The sequence below is a fragment of the Paenibacillus sp. PL91 genome (assembly GCF_012935325.2).
In the GTDB taxonomy this organism is placed as follows: domain Bacteria; phylum Bacillota; class Bacilli; order Paenibacillales; family Paenibacillaceae; genus Pristimantibacillus.
Genome location: NZ_JABBYG020000001.1, coordinates 105297 through 128164, shown reverse-complemented (window position 1 = coordinate 128164; position 22868 = coordinate 105297). Strand labels below are relative to the sequence as shown.

The window sequence follows — 22868 nt, the reverse complement described above, 5'->3', positions numbered from 1 at the left end:
AATCTTTTACTCATTTTCTTCGTCCATTCACCTACTCAGTTCAAGAAGAAGAAGGGTCCTCAGAAATCTGTTTGGCATAGTTAGCTAGCGATCGCTGATATCTCGTCATATGACGGGACAACGCAGACAAGGCAAGCGACACAGCTTCACGCTCTCGCCCCATATCAACAAGAGCAAGCGCGAGGAAGGCACTGACCGCATCATCCAAATGATCAGATTCTGCGTTTATCTCGGCTGTCAGCAATGCGACGCTCTCTTGTGCCTGGCCGATGTTGCGCAACGAGCTAGCCATCTGGATGACCGCCCGGCGCCTGCGCTCACCCTGCAGCCCAAGCTCAAGTGCCTGCCGATATAACGGCACCGCTAGCTCGGAATGTCCGGTCGAGTCCAACGATCCCGCACGTTCGAACACCGCTACTGCGCTGTCTGCAGGGAGCTCAGCCGCGAGCTCCTCCATTCGAGCCAAAAATTGTTCCTCGCTATAGTTACTAATGGAGGCCCATAGCTCCGATAGACGCTGCTCCCACTCGTCGCTGATAAATCCTTCCACTTTGCTTAAGCTCTGATATTCAGAAGCTATTTTAGTTAGCTCGTTTTCTGACATATTTATCTCTCCTCTATCTGGAATGCGAAGATCGTTTCCCCATAAAAAAAGAAGCTGGCCATTTAGCTGCTCCTCCAAAATGACATGCCATCCGCCTATTCATAATCGTATCCCATCGCTTCTTTATAACCCTCCTATTCTAAAGACGGAATATCCTGAAATTTGTTGCGTTAATCCACCCTACAACAAAAAACAAAATAAAAACAACCCTTCACAGTATAATGTAAAGGATTGGCTCGATGTGTTCGACAAGTAGACCGGATTCAGAAGCGGAATGAGGACATGTCCGACTTCTGCAATGTTCCCTCTCTACTCCTCCTATTTTAACCTCTGAACGATTTAATTAGTTCCTCAAGAGAGTAGCCATTAATGGTCACGCCAGCAATATCACAATCGCTTATTTCCAAATTCGTTAAATTGCAATTTCGTATTTGAACATTTCTAAGGTCGCAATTTTGAAAGCTTATTGGTTTATATTGTTGTTCCGGATTGTAATTGCCATCACCCTGATGGGGAAGCACGACGTTATGAAATTCTGCGCCAAATAAATAGACATGATCCATTTTTATATGGCTTAAGTTAGCGTCTTTTATGACCGAGCCCGTCAAGTTCGCATCTGAGATGCTCGTCTCGGACATGTTGACGTCATGTAGAACTATACTGCTCAGATTCCCATTGTTAATTTGCGTTTTGGCTAGACTAACATTGTCAAAATGTAACGCCTCCGCTTTCACCATTTCAAACCGCGAACCAGAAATATCAGTGTTCTTGTACGTTAACTTTTCAGCTTTTAAATTCATTTGAATTTCTCCTTTTATTTAAGATTCTTCTCTATCTTAAATAGATGCCGTGGATAGCAAAAATCTATCAACACCCACTCTTAATTTCTGAATCAACGTTTGCCACTTTGGCAAGCTTATGCTTCCAATTTAAAAAGCCCTTGATTTTCAAGGGCTTTTCCGAAACGCCAATTGATTTTAAAACGTGTCGTTCTTTCATTCAAGATCCTCGTACTCCCATATTTGCAGCGCCGCACCGATCATGCCGCTCCAATTGCCTCTGTAGGCCGCTTCTATCCGGACACCCTCCGCGAGCGATGGCATCGAACGGCGGCTTACCTCCTCGCGCAGCCGTTCCATCAGCAGTTTGCCGGCTTCCGCCACGCCGCCGCCGACGATGATCAGTTCCGGGTTAAACAGATGGATCAGCGATGCAATAGCCGTGCCAAGCGCAGCGATCGTTTCGTTCATCACGTCAGCTGCTAGCGGATCGCCGGCCTCCCAGCGAGCGAAAACCTCGCGCGTGTCCAGTTGTTCAGCCCTGCCGGTCGACGAGAGCCGCTCCCGCATCCGCCGGGCAATGCCCGTACCGGACGCATATTGCTCCACGCATCCCCTTGCACCGCAAATGCACGGTATGCCCTGGAAGTCGACCGACATATGGCCGAGCTCTCCGGCCCCGCCCCATGCGCCGTGCACAAGACGGCCGTCAGCGACAATCGCTCCGCCCACTCCCGTCCCGAGCGCGAGGCAAATCATATTGCGCACGCCTTGCCCGGCTCCGAGCCGCTTCTCTGTCAGCGCAAGCACGTTGACGTCATTGTCCACTCTGACCGGAAGCCGGAAGCCATCCTGCAACATACGCTTCAGCTTCGTTCCGCTGTATCCGACGATGAGCCCGGAGGCATGCCGGATGCTGCCATCTTCCCAGTCAACCTGGCCTGCGCTCCCGACACCGATACCCTTATAGCGGATGCCCGGCCGTTGATTCCGCGCCTCTGCCAGAAGACCCTTAACCGCCTCTTGCACGCGGCCGGCCGTATTCGCCTGGCCGGCCAAGGTGCCGAGGCTATGCGTCAGCAGCACTTCCCCTCCTTCAGTCACGATGCCTGTATTGATTTTCGTCCCGCCGATATCCACGCCAATCGCATATATCGACGAAGGATCAAATATCTCTGTTGACATGGTTCCGTCTCCGTTCTTTTATCCGTGTATCTTGCTCAATGCCCGAGTGAAACGGGTCGCAATGAGCTGAGGACGCGTGATCGAGCTGCCTACGACGACATAGGAAGCGCCCGCGCGCATTGCCTTCGCAGCTTCCTCCGGCGTCCAGATGCGGCCCTCCGCCATAACCGGAACTTGTAAAGCTTCGCACAGCCGCTCGATCAGTTCAAAGCTTGGCCCCTCCTTCTGTGAGCTGTAGGGCGTGTACCCGGAAAGCGTCGTTCCGACGAAATCTACGCCGAGCCGCTCCGCCGCAAGCCCTTCCTCAAACGTCGAGATGTCCGCCATGACGGCAGCGCCGTGCTGCTGCGCATAATCGATGAGCGGAGCTGCCGCTTCCAGTCGTCCCTCCCGGTCCGTCACATCAAGCGCAACGATGTCGGCACCCGCAGACACGATCGCTTTCACCTCGTCCAGCGTCGGTGTAATATAGATGTCCGAGCCTGGGATAGCTCGCTTAATCAACCCGATAACCGGCACACTGACGGTTTGTTTAATGGCAACAATATCGAACACGCCATTCGTGCGGATGCCGACTGCGCCAGACATAACCGCCGCTTTTGCCATCTTGGCCATCGTGTCGCCTCCGTAGAGAGGCTCATGCTCAAGCGCTTGGCACGATACGATCAAGCCCTTTTTTGAAAAAATGTTACTTCGTCTAGCCATATAAGCCCTCCGTTACTATAGTTGCTCCGGTACAAAATTCAATAATCTGTACAGGAAGACGGCCGCTTCAGCGCGGGTAGAATGGTTAAGCGGTTTGATCATTTCTCCGTCACCTTGGATCAGGCCCTGCTCGATTATGCCTGCAATGCTGCCTGCCGCATAACCGGATACCTTTCCAGCATCCTTGAAGCGGTCAAGTACGGTGAGATCTCCCGCGATCTCCGTTGCTTTCGCCGCCATCAGCGCCCGCGCCGCCATCACGATCATATCTTGGCGTGTAATCTTTGCCTTCGGCGCGAATCGCTCGCCGTCGATGCCGGTAACGATACCCAATTGCTTAGCAATGGCTGCAGCCTCGTAATAATAATCTTGTGGTTGGACATCCGCCCATGCGCCGCCTGCCTCAGCCTGCAAATCTAAAGCTCTGACGAGCATTAAGACAAAGTCTGCCCGGCTTACCTGTCCGTCCGGACTGAAGGTTGCAGCCGAAGTTCCCTTTACGATATCTAAGGCAGCCAGCTTCTCAACGGCTTCCCGCGCCCATGGATGCTTGCTGAGATCCTCAAATAGCGATGCCTGCTGCGCATAATATACCGCATAGGTGCCTGTATGGCCTGTATCGAACCTGATCTGCTTAGCGGAATCGGAATAGGCCGCATCCGCAATCGCTGATGCTTTGCCTTGATCGTTAATGGACACGATGCCGATTCTCGACACAGTCTCACGGTCGGAACGCAAATACGGAACAGTAACGGTAATCGGCGCTTCTTCATTCCTCCACTCATAAGCCTTGCCATCCATTTCCGCCGACAGCTCGACGATCGGTCCCAAGAGTTGATCGTCCACTTTCAAAGACTTCCCGTCACGCTCCCCCATTACAAAACGAAGTTGCTTGCCAGTCTCTGCTGATTTCGGGAGCATCTGTCCGGATAGCAAAACTGTCGCTTTAGGATAGCTCACCTCAATGAGCAGATTAGGATGCTCGGACAAGAAAACCGCTGGAAGATCCACTGCATATTTCGCTGTCCCAAAGTTGCTCCTAAGCACAATGCTCACCTTCTGCTTACCGTCTTGATCTGCTTTTGCTTTAGCAATCGCCTTTAGCAGGTCTTGCTCGCTGACCGCGCCAACGGCCGTTCCTTTAGAATCAAGCTTTGAATGAATTTCCGCTTTAACGGAACCATCAGATTGCGGCTGAAACAAGTCAGGCAGAGCTGCTCCAGGATTTCCCCCGCCTCCGCCTGTCACGGGCCTCTTATATTCGAAAGTTACTTTCTCCGGCTGGCTCATATCGTCCGTTGTTAGATACGCCTCATAGGTCCCCTCTTTTTCACCCGTAAGCATAAATACGAATTGGAAGCTTCCCGCCTTTGTACTAGCCGTCTGAGCCTCATAATGAACCTTTCCTTTCGGATCAAGCACTTTCAAGCGCACATTAGCAAGTTCGCCATTCATCATTAATCCGTCCAGCGTTACTTTTTTGGATGCCGCGTCTACCGCTGCTTTAATGCCGTCAATTGCCGATACTTCTTCGGCTCCCGAAAGGTGATATACCCCAAATTCGTAGAAGGAATATCCGTAAAAAGTATTTCTTTCAATCCCTTCGAATTTCAAGTATCTGGCCTTGACCGGATCAAAATGAACGGTTTCTTTTCCGTCTTGCGCCGTAATTGCACCGCCATTTTCCTTGATCACACTTGTCCAGTTTTGCTTATCGTCGGAAACGGTTAATTTGTAGGTCTTGGCCCGCGCATATTCCCAGTCAAATCTTACCGTATCCATCTCCCTCGCTTCGCCGAGATCGATCTGGAACAAGACGTTGTCAATCGTCTCGCTAGACCACCTTGTAGCAGGGAATCCGTCAACCGCTTTTTCGGCAACATAATTAGGATTGGAAGCTTCTACCGAAGAGGATTCCACGGCTTTATTCAGCGCCATATTCCCCAATAGGTAATAGACGCCTTCCTTCAGTGTGTTGTACGCCCCATCCAAAATCATTTGATCTTTCTTTAGAAGGTCCAACTTGGCGTTGAAGCCTTTTAAATACTTAGTTGCCTTTGCCTTGTCGGTTCCCTCGAAGCGCTTTATCATTTCCAAATAATTGTTCAGGGAAATGGGCGCTTCCTCCTTCGTGAATTGTTTTTGTTCATCGTACCGTTTAACTAACATGGCCATATCGGAAGCGCTGGTTGCCGCTTCAACCACATAGGATGTTTTTTGTGACTTGCCTGCTGCCACGGTGACCACGAGCTCATGCTTTCCTGGCTTGCCTGCCAGATCGATGACGCTCCCTTCCGTATAAGGCTTGCCGTCAAAGGTAGCGGTAACTTTCGTCAGCCCGCTCCCATCATCATTTTTTACCTCCCATTCAAACTGAACAGACTCCGTAAAGGGCACGACTGCACCGCTTTGGAGCAATTGGCCGTTCATTTGTACAACGGCCTCTGGAGGCGTGGCATTGTTCATTTGATACGTTCCGTTTACGAATTGATAGAGCCAATCATATAAAATGCGCGTAGCAGGATCGGCGCTCGCCGAAGTATCAAATACCGCATTATTGCCTTGGTAGTAAGCTTTAAAACCTGCTTGCATAAGACCGGTTTCTACGCCGCTGTTCAAATAATCAATATACCTTTCACGGAAAATCCCATCCGTCAGCATACGGTCATCAAACTCTAGCTCAAGGCCCATTCCGTACTGCTTAGCTATGTTGGAAGCGTCTTCAAGACGGTCAATGCTCAATTCCTCGAAAAAATAGTTGGGCTGGTAGGCTGCGGCATCAATCCCAACCTCCTTCCACATATGGCTTTTGTAAGCCAAAGAGTGCGGGATCCAAAATAGCTTCATGTCCATTGCGTGCACGCTTTCGCTCGCCGAACGAAGTAAGTCAGGCCCAGTGGCGCTTGTGCTAATCTGTTCTTCTAGCCAGTACATGCCAACTAGCTCAAGATGGGAGTAATTTTCCGCTGCCCATCTTTGTTCCACTTCATTCAACCACCATTGTACCGCTTTCACTCGATTTGCAAGCGCTGCCTCTTCTCCAACTTCAGAAGCATTGAAGCTTTCGGATACGCTGTCGCCATCAACATCTCCAAAATCATTCAAATATTCGCCTGGGTCCGGGATCATCAAGACGACCTTTTCCTTATAATCAGGCTTATTCAGCTTGGCGCCGACTTCCATGGTCGCATCATTCAACTGCCGCATATCGCCTGCTGCCGCAAAGGTTTTGTCCAAATACCATTTCCAGTCCTCAAGGTTTGCGCCCCCGTTATACCCATGTCCGTTCGGAGTAGTTAAGCCCAGATATAAAACCCCGTCAAACAACCAATCAACGGGCTCCCCTGTCTGATCTACGTAGCTGATATTAGGAATAATCCGCTCCTTCGACCAGTCCCCCTTGCCATTCGCGTAATGTCCATTATAGAGCAGCCCTAGATTCCGAATGCCGCCTGTCGCTTCGCCCGGCTCAAGCAAGGCCGGCTGTTCTGCCGCAACCTGCTCCGCTCCCTCAACCTTTCCATCCGCGCCCCAGATTTCAACCTCATCAATGAAGGCCCAAGCTCTGGTATGCATCGAAAAGGTTACTTTCACATAACGGGCATAAGCCACCGCGGCGGCGGAATTTCCGCTTTTGATTCCATCCCTGCTTCCAACCCAGTCGAAAACCTCTTCCCTTGGCGGTCCATCACCCCAAAGCAGCTTGGTGGATTGATGGGTAAGCGTTCCCCAATTTTGTTTGTCGTCAGAGACGTACATCGAGACCGTCAACGGCACAAGCGTGGAGCCCGTAGGCCAATCCTGCAAAAATCTTGCTCTAATGCTCGAGATCGACTTGCTCTCGCCTAAATCAAATACGACTTCGCGCGTCATCTTCTTCACGTGGCCTACCCACGCCGGATCCGACATATCCAATTTGCCAAAGGCTCCATCCGTCAGCTTATTGCGATCATCCGGATGCGTTGCTTCCGGCGCTTCCGACCATTCATAGCCAAGTCCGGCAGCAAGATTGCGCATCGCCGGCTGCCCCTCTTCCGCTTGAGCGAGCGGAACCATTGTCAACAACATAACCGTAATCATTGCGATGGCTATCCAACTTTTATTCAATATCATAACTGGCAGCTCCCTTTCTATTTTTGAGTAGAGTAACAGCTGTCCTCCTTTCCATGATTCTCCCGCGATAAAAGTAGATGCTAATGGCGATGTCTGTACTGTAACAATATGAAACTTAGCCGTAGTTTCAAAGAGATAACTTCTTACTTTTATATACACTTATTTACCTGCCTCCGGATTGTTGAGTATCCGCGCAAAAAAGCCGCTGCCACTAGGAATAATCCTAATGGCAGCGGCGATTTTTGGGGATGGTACGGCAAACTTAATGGATTTATAGCGGCATTTCTTCTTTTCTTTCCATATCGGAAAGCTTTACGGCTAACCCCTCATGCAATCTCGAATGCTCGGCTGCAAATGCCATCAGATGGCTTTGCAGGGACGCCGTCGCAGAAGTCAAGCCATGTGAAGGATTGCTGTCAAACGCCCGAACATCGCGCAGAAATGCGCTTACCATCCGTTCATCGCCGCCCCCATGGCCGTCTCCCTCCACATTGCAGCGAATCTCAAGCTGTTCCCCTGTTGCATAGCGGTATAACGAAAAAGCTCCCTTATCCATATCACCGATGATTTCGCCATGCGTGCCCATAATTTGAACCCGGCGCGTGCCGCTTTGCGTCAGCCCTGACATAATGAACGAGGCGTTCGCACCATTGGCGAATGCCAGATTAACTACCTGATGGTCAACGACATTGTTATCGCAGCGGTATACGCAGCGCCCAAACGGTCCTTCCTTAAGAGCCTTTAAAATGCCTTCTTGAGATAAATCATTCGTCATATAACGTGCCCAAGGGTGATCCGGAGGCTGCATGTACATTTTCAAAGCCGAAAAAGCGCATTCTTTCTCGACCTCGCAGCCGTCGATGCAGCGGTCCGCCGAGCCTTCCGGAGCATTTTCCGGTCTAAAATGAAGCAAAGAGCCGTACGAGCTGACGCTTGTGCAGGGCTGCTTCATCAGCCAGGAAATGATGTCCAGATCATGGCAGGATTTAGCCAAAATCATCGGACTCGTCTCCTCTGCGTTACGCCAATTCCCGCGCACATAGCTATGCGTCATATGGAGATAGCCGACGTTCTCGGTTAATTGAATCGTACCCACGGTTCCGAGCTCGCCATCGTCGATGCATTTTTTGATGCCCGACCAGAAAGGAGAATAACGCAGAACATGCGTGACAACGAGCAGCCGCTTCAACCGGAGCGATGCCTGCTCCAATTCGATGCATTCCTCCAGAGAGGGAGACATCGGCTTCTCGAGCATGACGTGATAACCCAGCTCCATTGCTTTCATCGCCGGTATATAATGCATCCGATCCAGAGTACAAATGATCATCACATCTGCAATTCGGCCTCGGTTAAATGCTTTTTCCCATGAATCGTAAACATGCTCCGGGTCAATTCGATGAATCTCTGCAAACCGGTTTCTGCGCTCATCGTCCGGCTCGGCAACCCCAACGATTTTTAATTCATGCGGAAATTTTTCGGCATAGGGTCCATAAATGTATCTCCCTCTGCTGCCGGCGCCTAGTATAACGGCCGTTAATGTTCTCAAGGCTTTTCCTCCTCCTGTACGCCTTCTGCACTTCAATTGTATAAGGACAGATCGGGAGGCGAAAGAGATCGTTGCTTACATTTCATATACATTTATTGACCTTGATTTTGGGTTTGACAGCGTGCCGTACGGAAGTCCTGCGGCGTCGTTTCGTTCTGCTTCTTGAAAAAGCGAATAAAGGCAAGCGCCGAACTATACCCTAGCACAGCAGCGATTTCATTTACTTTCATCGAAGTGTTCAGCAGCATATCTTTCGCCTTCAGATTCCTGTAGTCGTTCATATATTTCGATAATCCGACACCCGTCATTTGCTTATAGAGTCTGGATAAATACGATGGATTGAGGCTCACGTAATCTGCTAGAGCCGTTAAGGAAATATCGGTAGAGATATGCTTCTCGATATAGCGATGCACTTTGTCAACAACCTCCGTCGGCAATGGCGTGCCCCGCAGCGTATTCCATTCGAAAAAGCAGTCGGCCATATGCCAATAATATTGAATCAGCTCCGGCCATGAAGTCGAATCGTCGTAACGAAATAACTTATCAAGGTCCAGCTGCGTATTTACGTAATCGCAAACTTCCCGATTTTTATGAATATAGAACAGAAACACCGCCGAAATCGAATGGTACAATTCGATCTTCCGCTCATTAGGGGTTCCCGGATCATTCCATATAGCCGTTAGCTCGACATACAGCTTGTTGAATTGCTCCCGATGATTATTCTCAAGGCAACCCATGAGCAATTGAACCTTGGCATGATAAAAGCCGTCTTGATAGCTTCCGGCTTTGGCGCCCGCCCCTTCTTTCCGGATGTCCTTATCTGTCATAATGACTTCATGAAATAATCCATTCCCTTGTACCAAACCGTATTTGATGGAATGAAACCGATCCGATAAATTATTCCATGTTGTTGCCTCGCTTCCCAGAAGGAAAGAAACCGGGAGTCCCAGCAGTTTCTTGCATGTTGCTTGAACGGTCTCCAGAATACCGCTCGTGTAACGATGGGCTCGAGTCCACCCCACGCTGCCGGGATCGGCGGATATCTCATCAGAGGCTTTCGGTTGAATCATCCAGACGATCTTTGACAGCTCGAATACGACAGAATAGCTTCTTACTTGCGACGACAAATACTCGTCGCAAATATTTTGCAGCGCGTAGGTCAACAGAGCTTTATCCGGCGTTGTAAACATCTCTTTCCAGGCATCTATTCTTCCAATAAGCAAATAAACCGGCATTGCGGCATCGAGAGGAATATCAATTTCTCTAAATATTTGTCCGAGCTGGCTATCCGTTGCTTGCTTGCCTTGGAAGAGTCCCCACATATACTCTTTTTGCAGCGAGGGCAATGCCATTCTCATTTTAGATTGCGCTCTCGCGAACATCTGCGCTTGATCCTGCTCTTCCTCGATTTTTTCGATAGCCCGTTCCACGGATTGAATAATTTTCTCGTCGCTTTCAACCTTCAGAATATAATCGAATCCGCCGTAAGTAATGGCGTTCCTCGCATATTGGAAATCATTATAGCCGGTAAGAAATATAACCTTGCAGGCAGGCCATTGCGATTTAATTTCCTGCAGCAGCTCGATCCCTTCTATTCCCGGCATCTTAATGTCGGAAACCACAATATCAATACGATGATGATACAGAATTTCCAAGGCCTCTTCTCCGGAATAAGCTTTCATCACATCGAGCTGCAAATGCTCGATCTGTTCGAATAACTCAAGAAGACCATCGACGATTATGGGCAGGTCATCGACGATAAGCAGTCTGTACATGCTGATTCCTCCTCTAGTTCACGCTCAGCCTCATTCTGACCTGCAGCCCGCCTAATTCAGACCGTGACAGCGTAATGCCGTATTCCTCTCCGTAGCGCAGCTGAATTCTGCGATGCACATTCATCATTCCTGTCGTTGCCTCGATCCAATTCGCGGAGTGGCGCAGCTTCTTCCGAAGTAGCTCCATCTCTTCATCCGTCATGCTTCGGCCGTTATCTTCAACGAAAATAGACAATTCATTTTCCTTTTGCTTCGTATGAACCCACAGCTCGCCAGGCTGTAGCATGTTGCCTAACGCGTGTTTGTAAGCATTCTCGATAATCGGCTGCAGAATCAGTCTTGGAACGTAAATAGCAGGAACATCTCCTTCAAACAAAACTTGTATGCGTTCCCCGTAACAGATCGATTGCATCTCAATATAAGTGCGGGAATGCTCTACCTCAAGCTCGAACGGGATGTTATCCTCATCATTGCGGGTAATGAACTGAAAGTATTGCCCGATATACAAACAAAATTGATAAGCCTTTTCCTTCTGGTTTTCGGATTTAATCAACCGGCACAGCACAAAAAAACAATTATATAAAAAATGAGGATTAATCTGCGATTGCAGCCGTTTCAGCTCTGAACGCTGATTCCGGATTTGCTGCTCGTAATTTTCCTCGATTAGTTTTTTCAAGGATCGCACCGTATCGTTAAAGGCTTGGTACAAATAACCGAATTCATCGGCTCCGCGGTCGATCACGATCGCCTCCAGCCTGTTCTGCTGAACGCGGCGGAAGGAATGCACCAGCTTCATCAATGGCCGGTAAATAAATCGCAATAAAAAATAAGTAAAGAACAGCACGATACAAACGGAAAGCGCGCAAGCCCACCAGAATAAGGACTGATACATCTGCAACGAACCGAGTACCATCTCCTCGGGTATGCAGGTGATCGAATGGGAGTTCCACAGGCTGGAATATTTATAGACGGTAAGATATCGCTTACCGTTATAAATAATCGTTTCGTAGCCTTCATCGGATTGCGATTCCCGCTTTTCCAATGCAAACGCCTTCATTTTCTCCAGCCAAGCGGGGTCCGCCTTGCTTTCAATGACCCAGCCGCGTTCCGAATTCAGCAGCACGCTCTGCCCGCCCCGCGCACCGCCAATTTGCGACAACGTTTCTTTGATCTTGGCAGTGGATAGCTCAACCCCTACAATATATAACGGATTTTTAACCGTATTAATGGGATATTGCATCGTAATAAACAATCGGTCTTCCCAGTAAATAAACGGTTCTACATACAATTTCGCATTATGCTGCATCGATAAAAATTCCGTTTCATTCAAACCGGTTTCGAAATTATTGCTCAAAATCGTACGCTCGATTAAGGGGATATAAGCCTTCGCCTCTTTAATAAAGGGGCTTGAATTTTTCATCAGCTCCAACCGTCTTTGGATATCCAATATTTTGCGCGTCCGCTCATACGGACTTATCTCATGGCCTGTCGTTGCAATTTCCATCAAATCTTTGTCCATCACATAGTTTGGCAAATAACGGCTAATCCGGTCCGCTTCCTTGTCCAGCGAATCCATATAATACCGCGTTGTATTCAGAACCGATTCCGAGATTTCGCTGCGGATATGGTCCGAGCCTTTCTCGATAATCATCCAAGTAATCGCCATCAGCGGCAGTAAGGCCGCCAGAAAGGCTACCATCATTTTTTTGAATATGGAGGAATCGCGCAATAAGAATAAGCTTTTCATCGTCTGTTCTCTCCTGTTTGCGCTCCGATCTATTCTTTTACGCTTCCCATCACGATTCCTTTGATGAAAAATCTCTGCAAGAAAGGATAGACAATAAGAATCGGAAAAGCCGCTACGAAAATTTGTGCCGCTCTGCTTGTACGGTCAGACAGCTTGAGCATCAATTCGGCGTTCTCCGCTTTAATAAAGCGAAAATCCATCTTGATAATGACAGTCTGTAAAAACGTTTGCAGCGGATAATTCTCAGTATGATTCATATACAGCATGCCGTCAAACCAACTATTCCAATGTCCCACTATCGTAAATAGACCCGTCGTTGCCAAGGCCGGCAGTGATAGCGGCACATATATTTTCCACAGCGTCGTAAAATAACCTGCTCCATCTATTCGGGAGGATTCCTCAAGTTCTTTAGGCAAATTACGGTAGAAATTAAGCAGCAGAATGACATTGAACACCGGAATCGCTGTCGGCAATACCAAAGCCCATAGCGTATCGATCAAACCTAGCGATTTTACGGTCAGATAGGAAGGAATTAGGCCGCCGCTGAATAAAATCGTAAATACGAATAGCCAAGCATAAAAAGTTCTGAGCCGAAATTGACGGGGATCTTTGGATAACGGATAGGCCGTTATAATCATCAGCAGCATGCTAAGCGATGTTCCTAAAATAACGCGCTGGACCGATACCGAGAATGCCCGTAAATATTCCGGTTTTCCGAACACGTTCTCGTAAGCGGCAGTTGTGAAGTCAACCGGCCACAGGGCAACCTTGCCGGCTGCCGCCGCAGCTCCGGAGCTGAATGAGATCGCCAAAATATGAATAATAGGCATTAGACATAAAAAGGATATAAGCAGCAGAAAAATAAAATTGCACGCTTCGAACATTCTTCTGCCCAATGATCTGGTTGTAGTCACGGTATGTCTCCCTTCTGAATGACGAACGATCATTAGAAAATGCGGTAATTAGCTACACGATAAGCTATGAGATAAGATAGAGAAATGAAAATAAAAGAGACGATCGATTTTAAAAGGCCCACAGCCGTTGCGAAACCGAATTGGGCCTGCTGCACTCCCATTCGATAGACAAAGGTGTCGATAATATCCGCGCTTTCATAGACGGGGGGACTGTACAGGTTAAAGATTTGTTCAAATCCGGCGTTGAGCACATTCCCGATATTAAGCGTTAACATAAGCACGATGATCGGCATCATGCCGGGCAGCGTCACGTGAAAAGTCTGTTTAACCCGTCCAGCGCCGTCAATTTCCGCTGCTTCGTAAAGCGACGGGTTGATGCCGGTTAACGCAGCCAGGTAGACAATCGTCCCAAATCCAAACTCCTTCCATACGTCGGAAGCGACCATCACATAAGGAAACCAATCATTGCTCCCCAAGAAAAAAATTGGCGCGATTCCGAATACGCCAAGCAATTGATTGAAAATGCCGGAGGAAGGAGACAATACATCAACTAAAATCCCGCTTAGCAGCACCCAGGACAGAAAGTGCGGTAAATATACGAGCGTCTGGAACGTCCGTTTTATCCATTCTCTCCGCAGCTCGTTAAGCAGTATCGCAATCGTGATGGGTACAAGCAGACCCGCTACAATTTTCATCACGGCAATATAGACGGTATTCAAGAAAATGCGCCCGATATCGGGGTAATCCATTAATAACTGAAAGTTTTTCAGACCGATAAAGGGCGAGCCGAACAAACCTTTGTTCGGTATAAATTTCTGAAAAGCCATGATGATGCCAGCCATCGGGACATAGCTGAAAATCAAAACCAAAAGGATTCCCGGAAGCAGCATCAAATGAAGCGGCCATTCCCTTCTCCACATCCTTGTTAATACGTTCATCCCATTCACCTCGCTGCTTAACTAAAGAGTAATCAAAATTGGTTAATAAAAAGAGGGATTGTTTCGCGCAATCCCTCTGTATCCGCTTTACGATTATTTATGCGCGGCGTACCACTCGTTCACTTCTTTTGTTATTTCATCGCCGCCAAGCTTTTTCCATTCTTCTACGAATTTATCGAATTCATCAACGGGAACTTGATTCATTATAATTTTGAAATAGACTTCATCCCGCTTCTTGAGCAGAATTTCCTGTCTCTCCGCCATCGCCGGCGTTGGTGCGCCATAAAATTTGTTCTGCAGGTATTGTTCGTTCTTCTGGATCGGCGGAACAAGTGAAAACACGCCCTTAGGTCCTGAAATCAGATACTCCCACCACAGGCTTGTATCGCCGTCAACGTATTTCATCGCACGCTCATACCGCGTTCTTTGATCCTTCGTCTCCAGAATGCTTGTATCCTTGCTTTCAATCGCTTTTGGCAGCACTTCGCCGTTGTTGTCCATTTGTTTGCCTACCCGAAGCGGACTAAGCAGCCAGTAATTGTTGCTTTTATCAACAAGATCTTTACCGAATTCATATACTTTTTGCTCAGCTGTGGGATGATTGTCAACCGCAATCCATTGGTTCAGCAATTTAATGACGCCTTCCGGATGCTTCGCTTTCTTGGAGATGACATAATACTCGTCAACGCCCAGACCGATTTGCGATAATGCCGGCTCGTTATCCACAGTAGGAATCGGGAACGCTCCCCACTCCTGTACGACTTTTCCGTCCTTCACAGCTCCTTTTACGAGCTGAGCCGGCGTCCAGGATGCGCCATATACCATGCCAATGCTATTGTCATAGATGAGTTCGGCAGCTTTCTCCACATCTTTTACTGCGAATTCAGGATCAAGCAGTCCTTTTTTGAACATATCCTGCAATGCGGCGAGCGCATCCTTCACTTGCGGCTGAATATCGCTATTGACCAAACCGCCCTTGCCATCCTCTAGCCAAATATTCTCGTACGCATGATAACCGTTGAGGAATGCACGTAATCCCGTCACACCCGTTTCCATGCTAAACGGATTTTTGCTTATTGCGAGTCCGTATGATGTACCCGTGCCGCCAGGATCTTTAGCTTTAAAGGCTTCGGCAATCGCGATGAAATCAGCCATAGTTCGGGGCTCAGGCAAATTCAGCTCCTTCAGCCAGTCCGTACGCACGTAGAGGAACTGATAGCTATACGGATTGTAAGAGCTGGGAATACCCATAAGCTTATTGTCGAACATAGCTGTTTTCATTTGCTTTCCGCCATCCATCGTCAAAAACTTCTTCGTCTCATCTGTGGCATACTCATCATAAACTTCCGTCAGATCCATGATCATATCCGCTTCGGTCAGCTCTTTCAATTGTGTCGCATTAACTAAGAGGAAGTCCGGCAAATCGTCCGACGCGATCGTGATTTTTACCTTTTCCTTGAATTGACTGATATCCGCTACCCATTTATTCGTAATCTTAACGCCGATGTCTTTCTCGTAGGCATCATAAACGGCATTCTTCTCAAAGCTCTCGCCTTCATCGAACTTCAAATATGGATCACTTGGCGAAACCGTCGAAACCTCAATCACTTCATTTCCTTGTTCGGTTGTCGTGTCCGACTGCTTTTCCGGCGGTTCATTTGTGTTTTTGCTGCATGCGGTAATAGCCAAGCAAACAATCAATGCGACAATCAATAGAACCTTCCTTTTCTTCATACTACCCCTCCACATGGACTCAATATAGTTTGCGCTGCTCTCTTTTGATGTGCAGCTTCCCTTCATAGTTCTAGTATAGGAAGGAGAGCGATCTTCTTCCATATACTAGTTTTTACTTTCGTATACACCTCTTGACAGTGCGCTTGTACAAGAAACAAATGGGTTAAGCCGCCCATCTCATCAAAGAAAAACCTCCCACCAGTCACCGTCACTGTTGAGAGGTTGCAAGCTTAATAGCATCTTTTCAAGATAGGGGTACGCAGCCGGCAATATTATTCTGTCGTTGACTTAAGCATTTCAATAAATTCAAGCAGCGAATGCGACATCCACTTCTTGGGATGAATAATCAATTGCAGATCCAAGCGAATTTCAGGATGACGGAATGGAAGGCCAATCAGCTCACCCCGCCTGATTTCCTCTTCAACTGCCATTTTAGGCAAAAGCGATATGCCAGAGCCTGCCATCACGCATCTTTTAATCGCCTCAGGATTGCCGAGCTCCAAGCCAATTCGATACGAAATGCCGCTTGTCCGCAGCAATTTCTCCAGCATTATGCGGTAATTACAGCTAACTTCCGCCATAATCCACTCCGCCCCATTCAAATGAGAAAGCTCTACTTCCTTGAGCAGCGATAAGGGGTGATGGGGCTTAGCTATCAACACAAGAGGCTCTTCTTTAATCGTAATCCAGGTAAGCGCCGGATCTGAAGGCTTATGTTCTAAAATGAGCCCTACGTCCATTTCGCCTTCTTTCACTTTTTGGACGATGGCAGACTCGCTATCGGGATGAAGCCGAATGGCAAGATCTTCGTATTTCTGCCTAATTTGTTGGATCAAAGGCGGCAAATAATAAGAGGCCAAGGAATCTATCGTTCCTATTGAGATGGCTCCTCCGCCTTGCTGCGTCAACTTTTCTTTGGATTGCTGATAGAGATCGAGCATTTGAACAGCTATTTTCAGCAGCTCCTCGCCCGCCGAGGTAAGCCGAAGTCCCCTGCCAAACCGCTCAAAAAGCTGTACGCCATAAGCCCGTTCCAATTTCTGAATCTGTGTAGTTACGCTTGATTGTGCATAGCCAAGCTCCTCTGCCGCCCTAGTAAAGCTTTGTCGCAAAGCGACCTCACGAAAGGTTTGAAAATAGGTTAGCTCCATCATAATCACCACATCAATATTATTGATACCGCTCATCAATTATTATAGATAACTCTGATGCTTAATTCCATGATAAAGTAAAGTCACTAAGAACACGGGAGGCAAGACGATGCTGAATGAATCGGATTTAAAAGGCATTTATGTGCCGGTTGTTACACCTTTTTTAACGAATGAGGAGCTGGATTTGGAATCGTACCGCAACTATTTGCGAAAGCTGTCTCCATATGATATCCAAGGCTTGGTCATTAACGGTACTACGGGCGAATCGCCTGCCGTCTCCTGGGAAGAGGTGGAATCGCTTGTACAAGCGACAAAAGCAAGCATGATCGACTGCCACGTTAAGATGCCGCTTATCGTCGGAACGGGAACGAATCATACTCGCTCTACCGTGAAACGTACAGAACTGGCGGGACAGCTAGGTGCTGATGCCGTTCTTGTCGTGACCCCTTATTACAGCCGGCCTTCGCAAGAGGGAATTGTTGAGCATTTTCGGAGGGTCGCGCAAGTCGGGGTACCCGTGATTGCCTATGAGGTCCCTTCGCGCACTGGAATCCGGTTGACTGCTGATACAGTGAGAAAAATTTTGGATTTAGATGGGGTAATTGGTCTAAAAGATAGCTCCGGCGGGACTCAGCTCATATCAGAGCTGAAACGCCACGATACGAAGCCCATTCTTTGCGGGGAAGATATTTATTTACTTGATATGCTGGCACTGGGTGCCTCTGGCGGAATACTCGCTTCAGCCAATATCAACACGGATGCTTTTATCGAAGTCTTTCGTCTTGCCGACAGCGGCGACTTCGCAAGTGCCAAATTACTATTCGACTCCCTGACTCCCTTGATCAAAACGTTGTTCCAAGAATCCAATCCGTCACCTTTAAAATGGATGCTTGCCCGGCAAGGCATTCTTTCTTCTGATACCCTTCGTCTGCCGATGGGGCCTATTTCTGCAGGCCTGCAGGAACAATTGGAACAATTGCTGTAACAAAAAAAAAGACTGCTCGGGATGAGCAGTCTTTTTTTGGGCTGTTCGCCACGGTCATAGAAGCAACTGACCGATGACCCATGCTAGCGCGCCTGCAAAAAGCGACGACAGCAGGTTCACCCTGTCGTTGTTCAGCCAGGCGAAGCCGCGCACTTTCTCCGCCGCGCTGCCGCAATGCGCGGCGTGCTCGGTTTCGCTGCCGCATACCCGGCAGCGGAACATGGCCTGGCCGGTTGCGCCGAGCAAGGAGTCGGCGAAGGCCCCGGCCAGGCCGGCGGCGGCCGCGGCGGCGATGTATGCCGCCGCAAGCCCGCCGCCAGGCGTACCCGCAGCAGCCGCAGCAGGCTGCGGGGCCGCCAGCAGCGCGGCAACGGCGCCGATGAACACGGCGCCTGCGAGCGCTGCTGCGCTTCCGAGCGGCGTGACACCGCCGCTCGTTCCCGCGACAACCGGCTTGCCGCTCGTCACCGATCGCGGCGCCGTCTTGCTCAGGGCCCCGATCTCGGTGGCCCAAGTATCCGCGTTCACGGCCGCCATCACGCCGATGTACGCGAATAGCCAGCCTTGATCCGGCCACAGCGCATTGGCTGCGCATAAGAGCAAGCCCACGCCGCCGTTAGCCCACACCTGGCCGGCATCGCGGCGCCCGGTCTTCTCATATTTGGCCTCGGCCGATGCCTTGGCGCGATGCTTTCTTTTCCACTTCGACCAGAGGGTCGACGAGACAAAAAAACCGATCAATAACCCGAACCAAACCGGCTCTCCAAGCGTAACGAAGCCGGTTCCCATTATTATCGCCGACCAAGCGCCCGATGCCGACAATGAGCGCACGCGATAAGCAGCTGCGGCAATAAGACCGCTTCCGATTAAACCGGCAAGCAGTCTTAACCACCATTCATCCATCCATCCAACCATGTAACGAGCGACCTCCTGCTTTTGCATCAACCGAAGTAAAAGCTGTTCCTATCTATTCACACTCTTCAAGCGTGCCTCATGCCAGCGCTCCGGATAGTTGGTGCAAATCATAATATCAGGATCTAATTCGGCAACCTTCCGAATGGCGCGTTTTTCGTTGATCGTCCAAGCCATCACTTGAATACCTGCCTCCCTTAGCATCGCGACTCGTTCCTTGTTCAGGCGAGTGTAGCCGATGGAAAGAAAGTCGGAGCCCAGCTCCTTGAGCTCTTTTGGAAGTGTATTGCGCCAGTTATCAATAATTAGGCCGGTACGAATTTGACTGGAAAGCTTGCGTATGCGATATAATGCCCCTTCATGAAAGGAGGTTATGACGACTTCCTTCTCCGCGTGATAGGTTTGAATGCATGCCAGCACCTTTTCCTCTATCATCGGATAACGGATGCCGTCCGTCTTAAGCTCAATATTAAGCTTGCAATAACCGACTGATTCCTTAAGCACTTGTGCAAGCGTTGGCACTCGCTCCCCTTGATACTTTTGCGAAAACCAATTGCCTGCATCGAGAGACATTAGCTCAGCAGCCGTTTTGCTCTTCACATCGCCTTTGCCGTTCGTCGTTCTGCGAAGCGTGTAATCATGAATGACAACAGGAATATGGTCCTTCGACAGATGAACGTCAATCTCAATCCATTCCACGTCTGGATCAGCGATCGCAAGACGTATGGCAGCCATCGTATTTTCCGGCGCGCGGCTAGACCAGCCTCGGTGCGCTACGCACGGATTTCTCATTAAGCGATCATCCTTTCATTGCATATCCATTAATTAGGGACAATCGAACCATCCTCTTTAAGCTTAACGCCAAAAGAAATAGCAGATAATCGATCTAGCAGCGCCTTTCCGGCATCCGCTTCAAGCGGAGTCGGCTGCGCATTTACTGTAAACATCGGATGAAAGGTCATCTCGCAATCGCCGTTTTTCGTGCACAGCGCATCCAGGACACCTGTCTCACCCGCCGTCTCCTTTGGATACGAGCTAAAAATAAAGTTTCCTAAACTGTATGCAATCCATTTCCCTTTATACATTTCGAAACCTTGCAGCACATGCGGATGACTGCCAATGACGAGATCCGCGCCCGCATCAATATATTGCCGCCCAAAATCCTTTTGGTAAGGCTCAGGCTGATCGACACGCTCCTTGCCCCAGTGCACCATCACGATAACGATATCCGCCTGCTCCTTTGCTTTTGCAATAGCGGCTGTTGCGCGCTTAACGTCATAGCTTTCAGCTAAGCCGGGTCTATTTTTGTCCGCTTTCCATGAACCGAACGGCACGACTTTGCTAATGCCGACATAGGCAACCTTAATGCCTCGCACCTCTTTAATGACGGGAGCATATGCCTCGGTGTCGTTATTGCCTGCGCCCATATGCGATATTCCCGCTTCATCCAAATGCTTCATCGTATCCTGCATGCCCTCAACGCCTTGGTCAAGCGCATGATTGTTGGCCAGGCTCATCACATCAAAGCCTGCATCGCGTATCGACGGCAGCACATCCGGCGACCCTTTGAACACATAGGGCGTTCCTTCAACCGGAATTCCTCTTGTCGTAACTGGAAACTCCAAATTTCCAGCCGTAAGATCGGGCTCGCTCAAATACAATAAAGACGGTTTATATAGAAAATCATAGCCTTTTTGGTCCGTAATGGCTTTCACATAATCTGCAACCAGCAAGTCCCCGACGAAGGAAAGACTGACCTTCTCTTCTACATTGCCTGGTGCCTCAACCGTTACATCGGTATCATCAGTTTCAGGCGATACATTCGTACTGCTATCATTCGTACTGCTATCATTCGTACTATCATTACTACTACTATTGCTGCTACCATTGCTACTACCATTGCTACTACCATTGCTGCTATCCTTGCTTCCATTGTTGCTGCCTTCATTGCCGACAACTGCGGCATCATCCTCAGCAGAATTAGCCTCATCTGCAGGGTTTGCTGCATTTTCCGAGCCTTCTGAATCAGGCTTCGCAACCTCTGCCTGCTCCTTCTTGTCTTTGCTGAACAAATCTGCCAGCTTATCTGAATTCGCTGCGACAAGCCATGCGCCTAAAATAACGATGATGGCACCAAGAAGCGTGAAATTTACGATTAAAAGTCTTCTAAGCCTTTTTTTACGTTTAAGCTTGTCCTGCTGATGCATTTCGGACCGTGATACGTGCATGGAAGATGGCTCCTCTACGATAAAGTTAGTAGTCCGTTAATCGTCAGACTCTTCCATTATAGCAAGGTTCCATCTTCCACGGGGAAACTAAATCGCTTAATTTATTTTAATATTGCCTGCGCAGCTTCCTTGCCCTGTCTGATGCAATCCGGAAGTCCAACGCCATCGAACGCCGCACCAGTGATCCATACGCCAGGCAATTCCTGTTCAAAACGTTCCCGAAGCTGCTTCATATTCGATAGATGTCCCACCGGATATTGCGGCATTGAGCGCGGAAGTCTCGTAATTTCCACAAACTCCGGCTCCGCTTTAATGCCCATCGTTTCTTCAATATCACGCCGTACTGCTTTTATTAGCTCTGCATCTGGCAATTTAACGCTTTCCTCTTGGCCGGACCTGCCGACATAGCAGCGGAGCAGCACCTTATCGCTTGGACTCGTATGCAGCCACTTGTTCGATGTCCATGTGCAAGCCGTTATATGCAGCCCCTCCGAGCGAGGCACTACAAATCCTGATCCGTCAAAATCAAGCCCAAACGTCGACTTATCAAACGCCAACACGACGTTTGCTACCGATACATAATTAATCGCGCGCAGCTCGCGGCAATCCGTCAATGGCTCAAGAAGCTCCGCCGCATCATAAGCGGGCGCCGTCATTACAATGCGATCAGCCTGAAGCCTCTCTCCGCTATCCAGCACAACCTCATATCGGCCTTCATCACTAGGCTCCGACATGTTATAGGCTTCATTGCGGCGAACTTCTGTCACTTTCGTGCCAAGCCGCCTTTCGGCACGACTAAGCGCTTTGTCAAGCGCATTAACGAGAGTAGACAAGCCGCCCTTAAACGTCAGGAAGGTGCCTCCCTTCGCCGCGGCTGGCAGTGCGCCGGCAGCAGCACTCGCCTTGCGGTTAAACATCATGCCGCGAATAAGGCTGCCGTGCTTGCGCTCCGCAGCCGCAAACTGCGGGAAGGTTGCCTGTAAGCTTAGCTTCTTCAAATCACCCGCATAAATGCCAGCTAGCAGCGGCTCAGCGATGCGGCGCATCACTTGATTGCCAACCCGTCTCTCCAGAAAACCGCCAAGCGACTCATCGCTCTGCTCCTTGCGAACCGGCAGCACCAAATCCTGCAAAGCGCGGAGCTTGCCGCCCCATGACAATAAGCCCGTCTTCACGAACGGGCCAATCTCTGTCGGAATGCCGAGCACGAGGCCTTGCGGCATGGGGAACAGCTTGCGTTCATGCAAAATGTACGTTTTTTTCGCCCCCGGATTTGTAGTCGTCAGCTCGTCCTCAAGGCCAAGCTCCGTCGCCAGGTCAATGATGGCCAGCTTGCGCGCCAAAAAAGAATCCGGCCCTTTTTCGATGACGAATCCGTCACGCTGCAGCGTATTAATTTTTCCGCCAAAGGCAGGAGCACCGTCTACGATGGTTATTTCAATCTCCTTGCCTTGCCGCTCCGCTTCCCGCTGCAAATAAAAAGCGGAGCTCAGTCCGCTGATCCCTCCGCCAATAATGACAATTCGATCAGGTTTTCCGATTCTCCGCATCT

At 49.2% G+C, this 22868-nt stretch carries 17 protein-coding genes; 1 reads left to right on the top strand and 16 read right to left on the bottom strand.

What is annotated here, in order from left to right; genetic code table 11:
* Positions 1 to 40: 40 nt before the first annotated feature.
* The 12 genes from HI950_RS00590 to HI950_RS00535 all read right to left on the bottom strand — a co-directional run bounded on the left by HI950_RS00590 (position 41) and on the right by HI950_RS00535 (position 17191).
* The gene (locus tag HI950_RS00590; protein ID WP_169082062.1) at positions 41 to 604 is read right to left on the bottom strand and encodes a tetratricopeptide repeat protein; all 564 of its coding nucleotides are present in this window, start codon (positions 602 to 604) and stop codon (positions 41 to 43) included.
* 323 nt (positions 605 to 927) lie between these two features.
* Entirely contained in the window at positions 928 to 1404 is a 477-nt protein-coding gene (locus tag HI950_RS00585; protein ID WP_169082063.1) for a pentapeptide repeat-containing protein, read from the bottom strand.
* A 195-nt stretch (positions 1405 to 1599) separates the two neighbouring features.
* Positions 1600 to 2568, bottom strand: a complete 969-nt coding sequence (locus HI950_RS00580) for an ROK family protein (protein ID WP_169082064.1) — start codon at positions 2566 to 2568, stop codon at positions 1600 to 1602.
* Positions 2569 to 2586: 18 nt separating this feature from the next.
* Positions 2587 to 3273 carry an N-acetylmannosamine-6-phosphate 2-epimerase gene (locus tag HI950_RS00575; protein WP_169082065.1) on the bottom strand — a complete coding sequence of 229 codons (687 nt, stop codon included), beginning with the start codon at positions 3271 to 3273 and terminating at the stop codon, positions 2587 to 2589.
* 15 nt (positions 3274 to 3288) lie between these two features.
* The gene (locus tag HI950_RS00570) at positions 3289 to 7386 is read right to left on the bottom strand and encodes a DUF4855 domain-containing protein (RefSeq protein ID WP_169082066.1); all 4098 of its coding nucleotides are present in this window, start codon (positions 7384 to 7386) and stop codon (positions 3289 to 3291) included.
* A 271-nt stretch (positions 7387 to 7657) separates the two neighbouring features.
* On the bottom strand, positions 7658 to 8932 hold the full coding sequence (locus HI950_RS00565; protein WP_169082067.1) for a Gfo/Idh/MocA family protein: 1275 nt from the start codon (positions 8930 to 8932) through the stop codon (positions 7658 to 7660).
* A 92-nt stretch (positions 8933 to 9024) separates the two neighbouring features.
* Positions 9025 to 10707 (bottom strand): response regulator transcription factor, encoded by a 1683-nt coding sequence (locus HI950_RS00560; protein ID WP_169082068.1) that lies wholly within the window; start codon positions 10705 to 10707, stop codon positions 9025 to 9027.
* A 13-nt stretch (positions 10708 to 10720) separates the two neighbouring features.
* Positions 10721 to 12454 (bottom strand): sensor histidine kinase, encoded by a 1734-nt coding sequence (locus tag HI950_RS00555; RefSeq protein WP_169082069.1) that lies wholly within the window; start codon positions 12452 to 12454, stop codon positions 10721 to 10723.
* Between the two features lie 29 nt (positions 12455 to 12483).
* Positions 12484 to 13338 carry a carbohydrate ABC transporter permease gene (locus tag HI950_RS00550; RefSeq protein WP_411268060.1) on the bottom strand — a complete coding sequence of 285 codons (855 nt, stop codon included), beginning with the start codon at positions 13336 to 13338 and terminating at the stop codon, positions 12484 to 12486.
* 62 nt (positions 13339 to 13400) lie between these two features.
* On the bottom strand, positions 13401 to 14306 hold the full coding sequence (locus HI950_RS00545) for an ABC transporter permease (RefSeq protein WP_187768006.1): 906 nt from the start codon (positions 14304 to 14306) through the stop codon (positions 13401 to 13403).
* A gap of 93 nt (positions 14307 to 14399) precedes the next feature.
* Positions 14400 to 16040 (bottom strand): extracellular solute-binding protein, encoded by a 1641-nt coding sequence (locus tag HI950_RS00540; RefSeq protein ID WP_169082071.1) that lies wholly within the window; start codon positions 16038 to 16040, stop codon positions 14400 to 14402.
* A gap of 272 nt (positions 16041 to 16312) precedes the next feature.
* Positions 16313 to 17191 (bottom strand): LysR family transcriptional regulator, encoded by an 879-nt coding sequence (locus tag HI950_RS00535; RefSeq protein WP_169082262.1) that lies wholly within the window; start codon positions 17189 to 17191, stop codon positions 16313 to 16315.
* A gap of 109 nt (positions 17192 to 17300) precedes the next feature.
* Here HI950_RS00535 and dapA point away from each other — a divergent pair, with 109 nt between their 5' ends.
* On the top strand, positions 17301 to 18176 hold the full coding sequence (dapA, locus tag HI950_RS00530) for a 4-hydroxy-tetrahydrodipicolinate synthase (RefSeq protein WP_169082072.1): 876 nt from the start codon (positions 17301 to 17303) through the stop codon (positions 18174 to 18176).
* Between the two features lie 54 nt (positions 18177 to 18230).
* Here dapA and HI950_RS00525 read toward each other — a convergent pair whose 3' ends face one another.
* The 4 genes from HI950_RS00525 to hemG form a co-directional block, all read right to left on the bottom strand.
* Complete coding sequence (locus tag HI950_RS00525; RefSeq protein WP_187768005.1) at positions 18231 to 19091, bottom strand: DUF92 domain-containing protein; 861 nt, start codon at positions 19089 to 19091, stop codon at positions 18231 to 18233.
* A 48-nt stretch (positions 19092 to 19139) separates the two neighbouring features.
* Positions 19140 to 19880, bottom strand: coding sequence for a glycerophosphodiester phosphodiesterase (locus HI950_RS00520; RefSeq protein WP_169082074.1), 741 nt, complete (start codon positions 19878 to 19880; stop codon positions 19140 to 19142).
* Positions 19881 to 19909: 29 nt separating this feature from the next.
* Positions 19910 to 21316, bottom strand: a complete 1407-nt coding sequence (locus HI950_RS00515) for a CapA family protein (RefSeq protein ID WP_169082075.1) — start codon at positions 21314 to 21316, stop codon at positions 19910 to 19912.
* 101 nt (positions 21317 to 21417) lie between these two features.
* A complete protein-coding gene (gene hemG, locus HI950_RS00510; protein ID WP_169082076.1) occupies positions 21418 to 22866 on the bottom strand; it encodes a protoporphyrinogen oxidase in 1449 nt (482 codons plus the stop codon).
* Between the last annotated feature and the right edge of the window lie 2 nt (positions 22867 to 22868).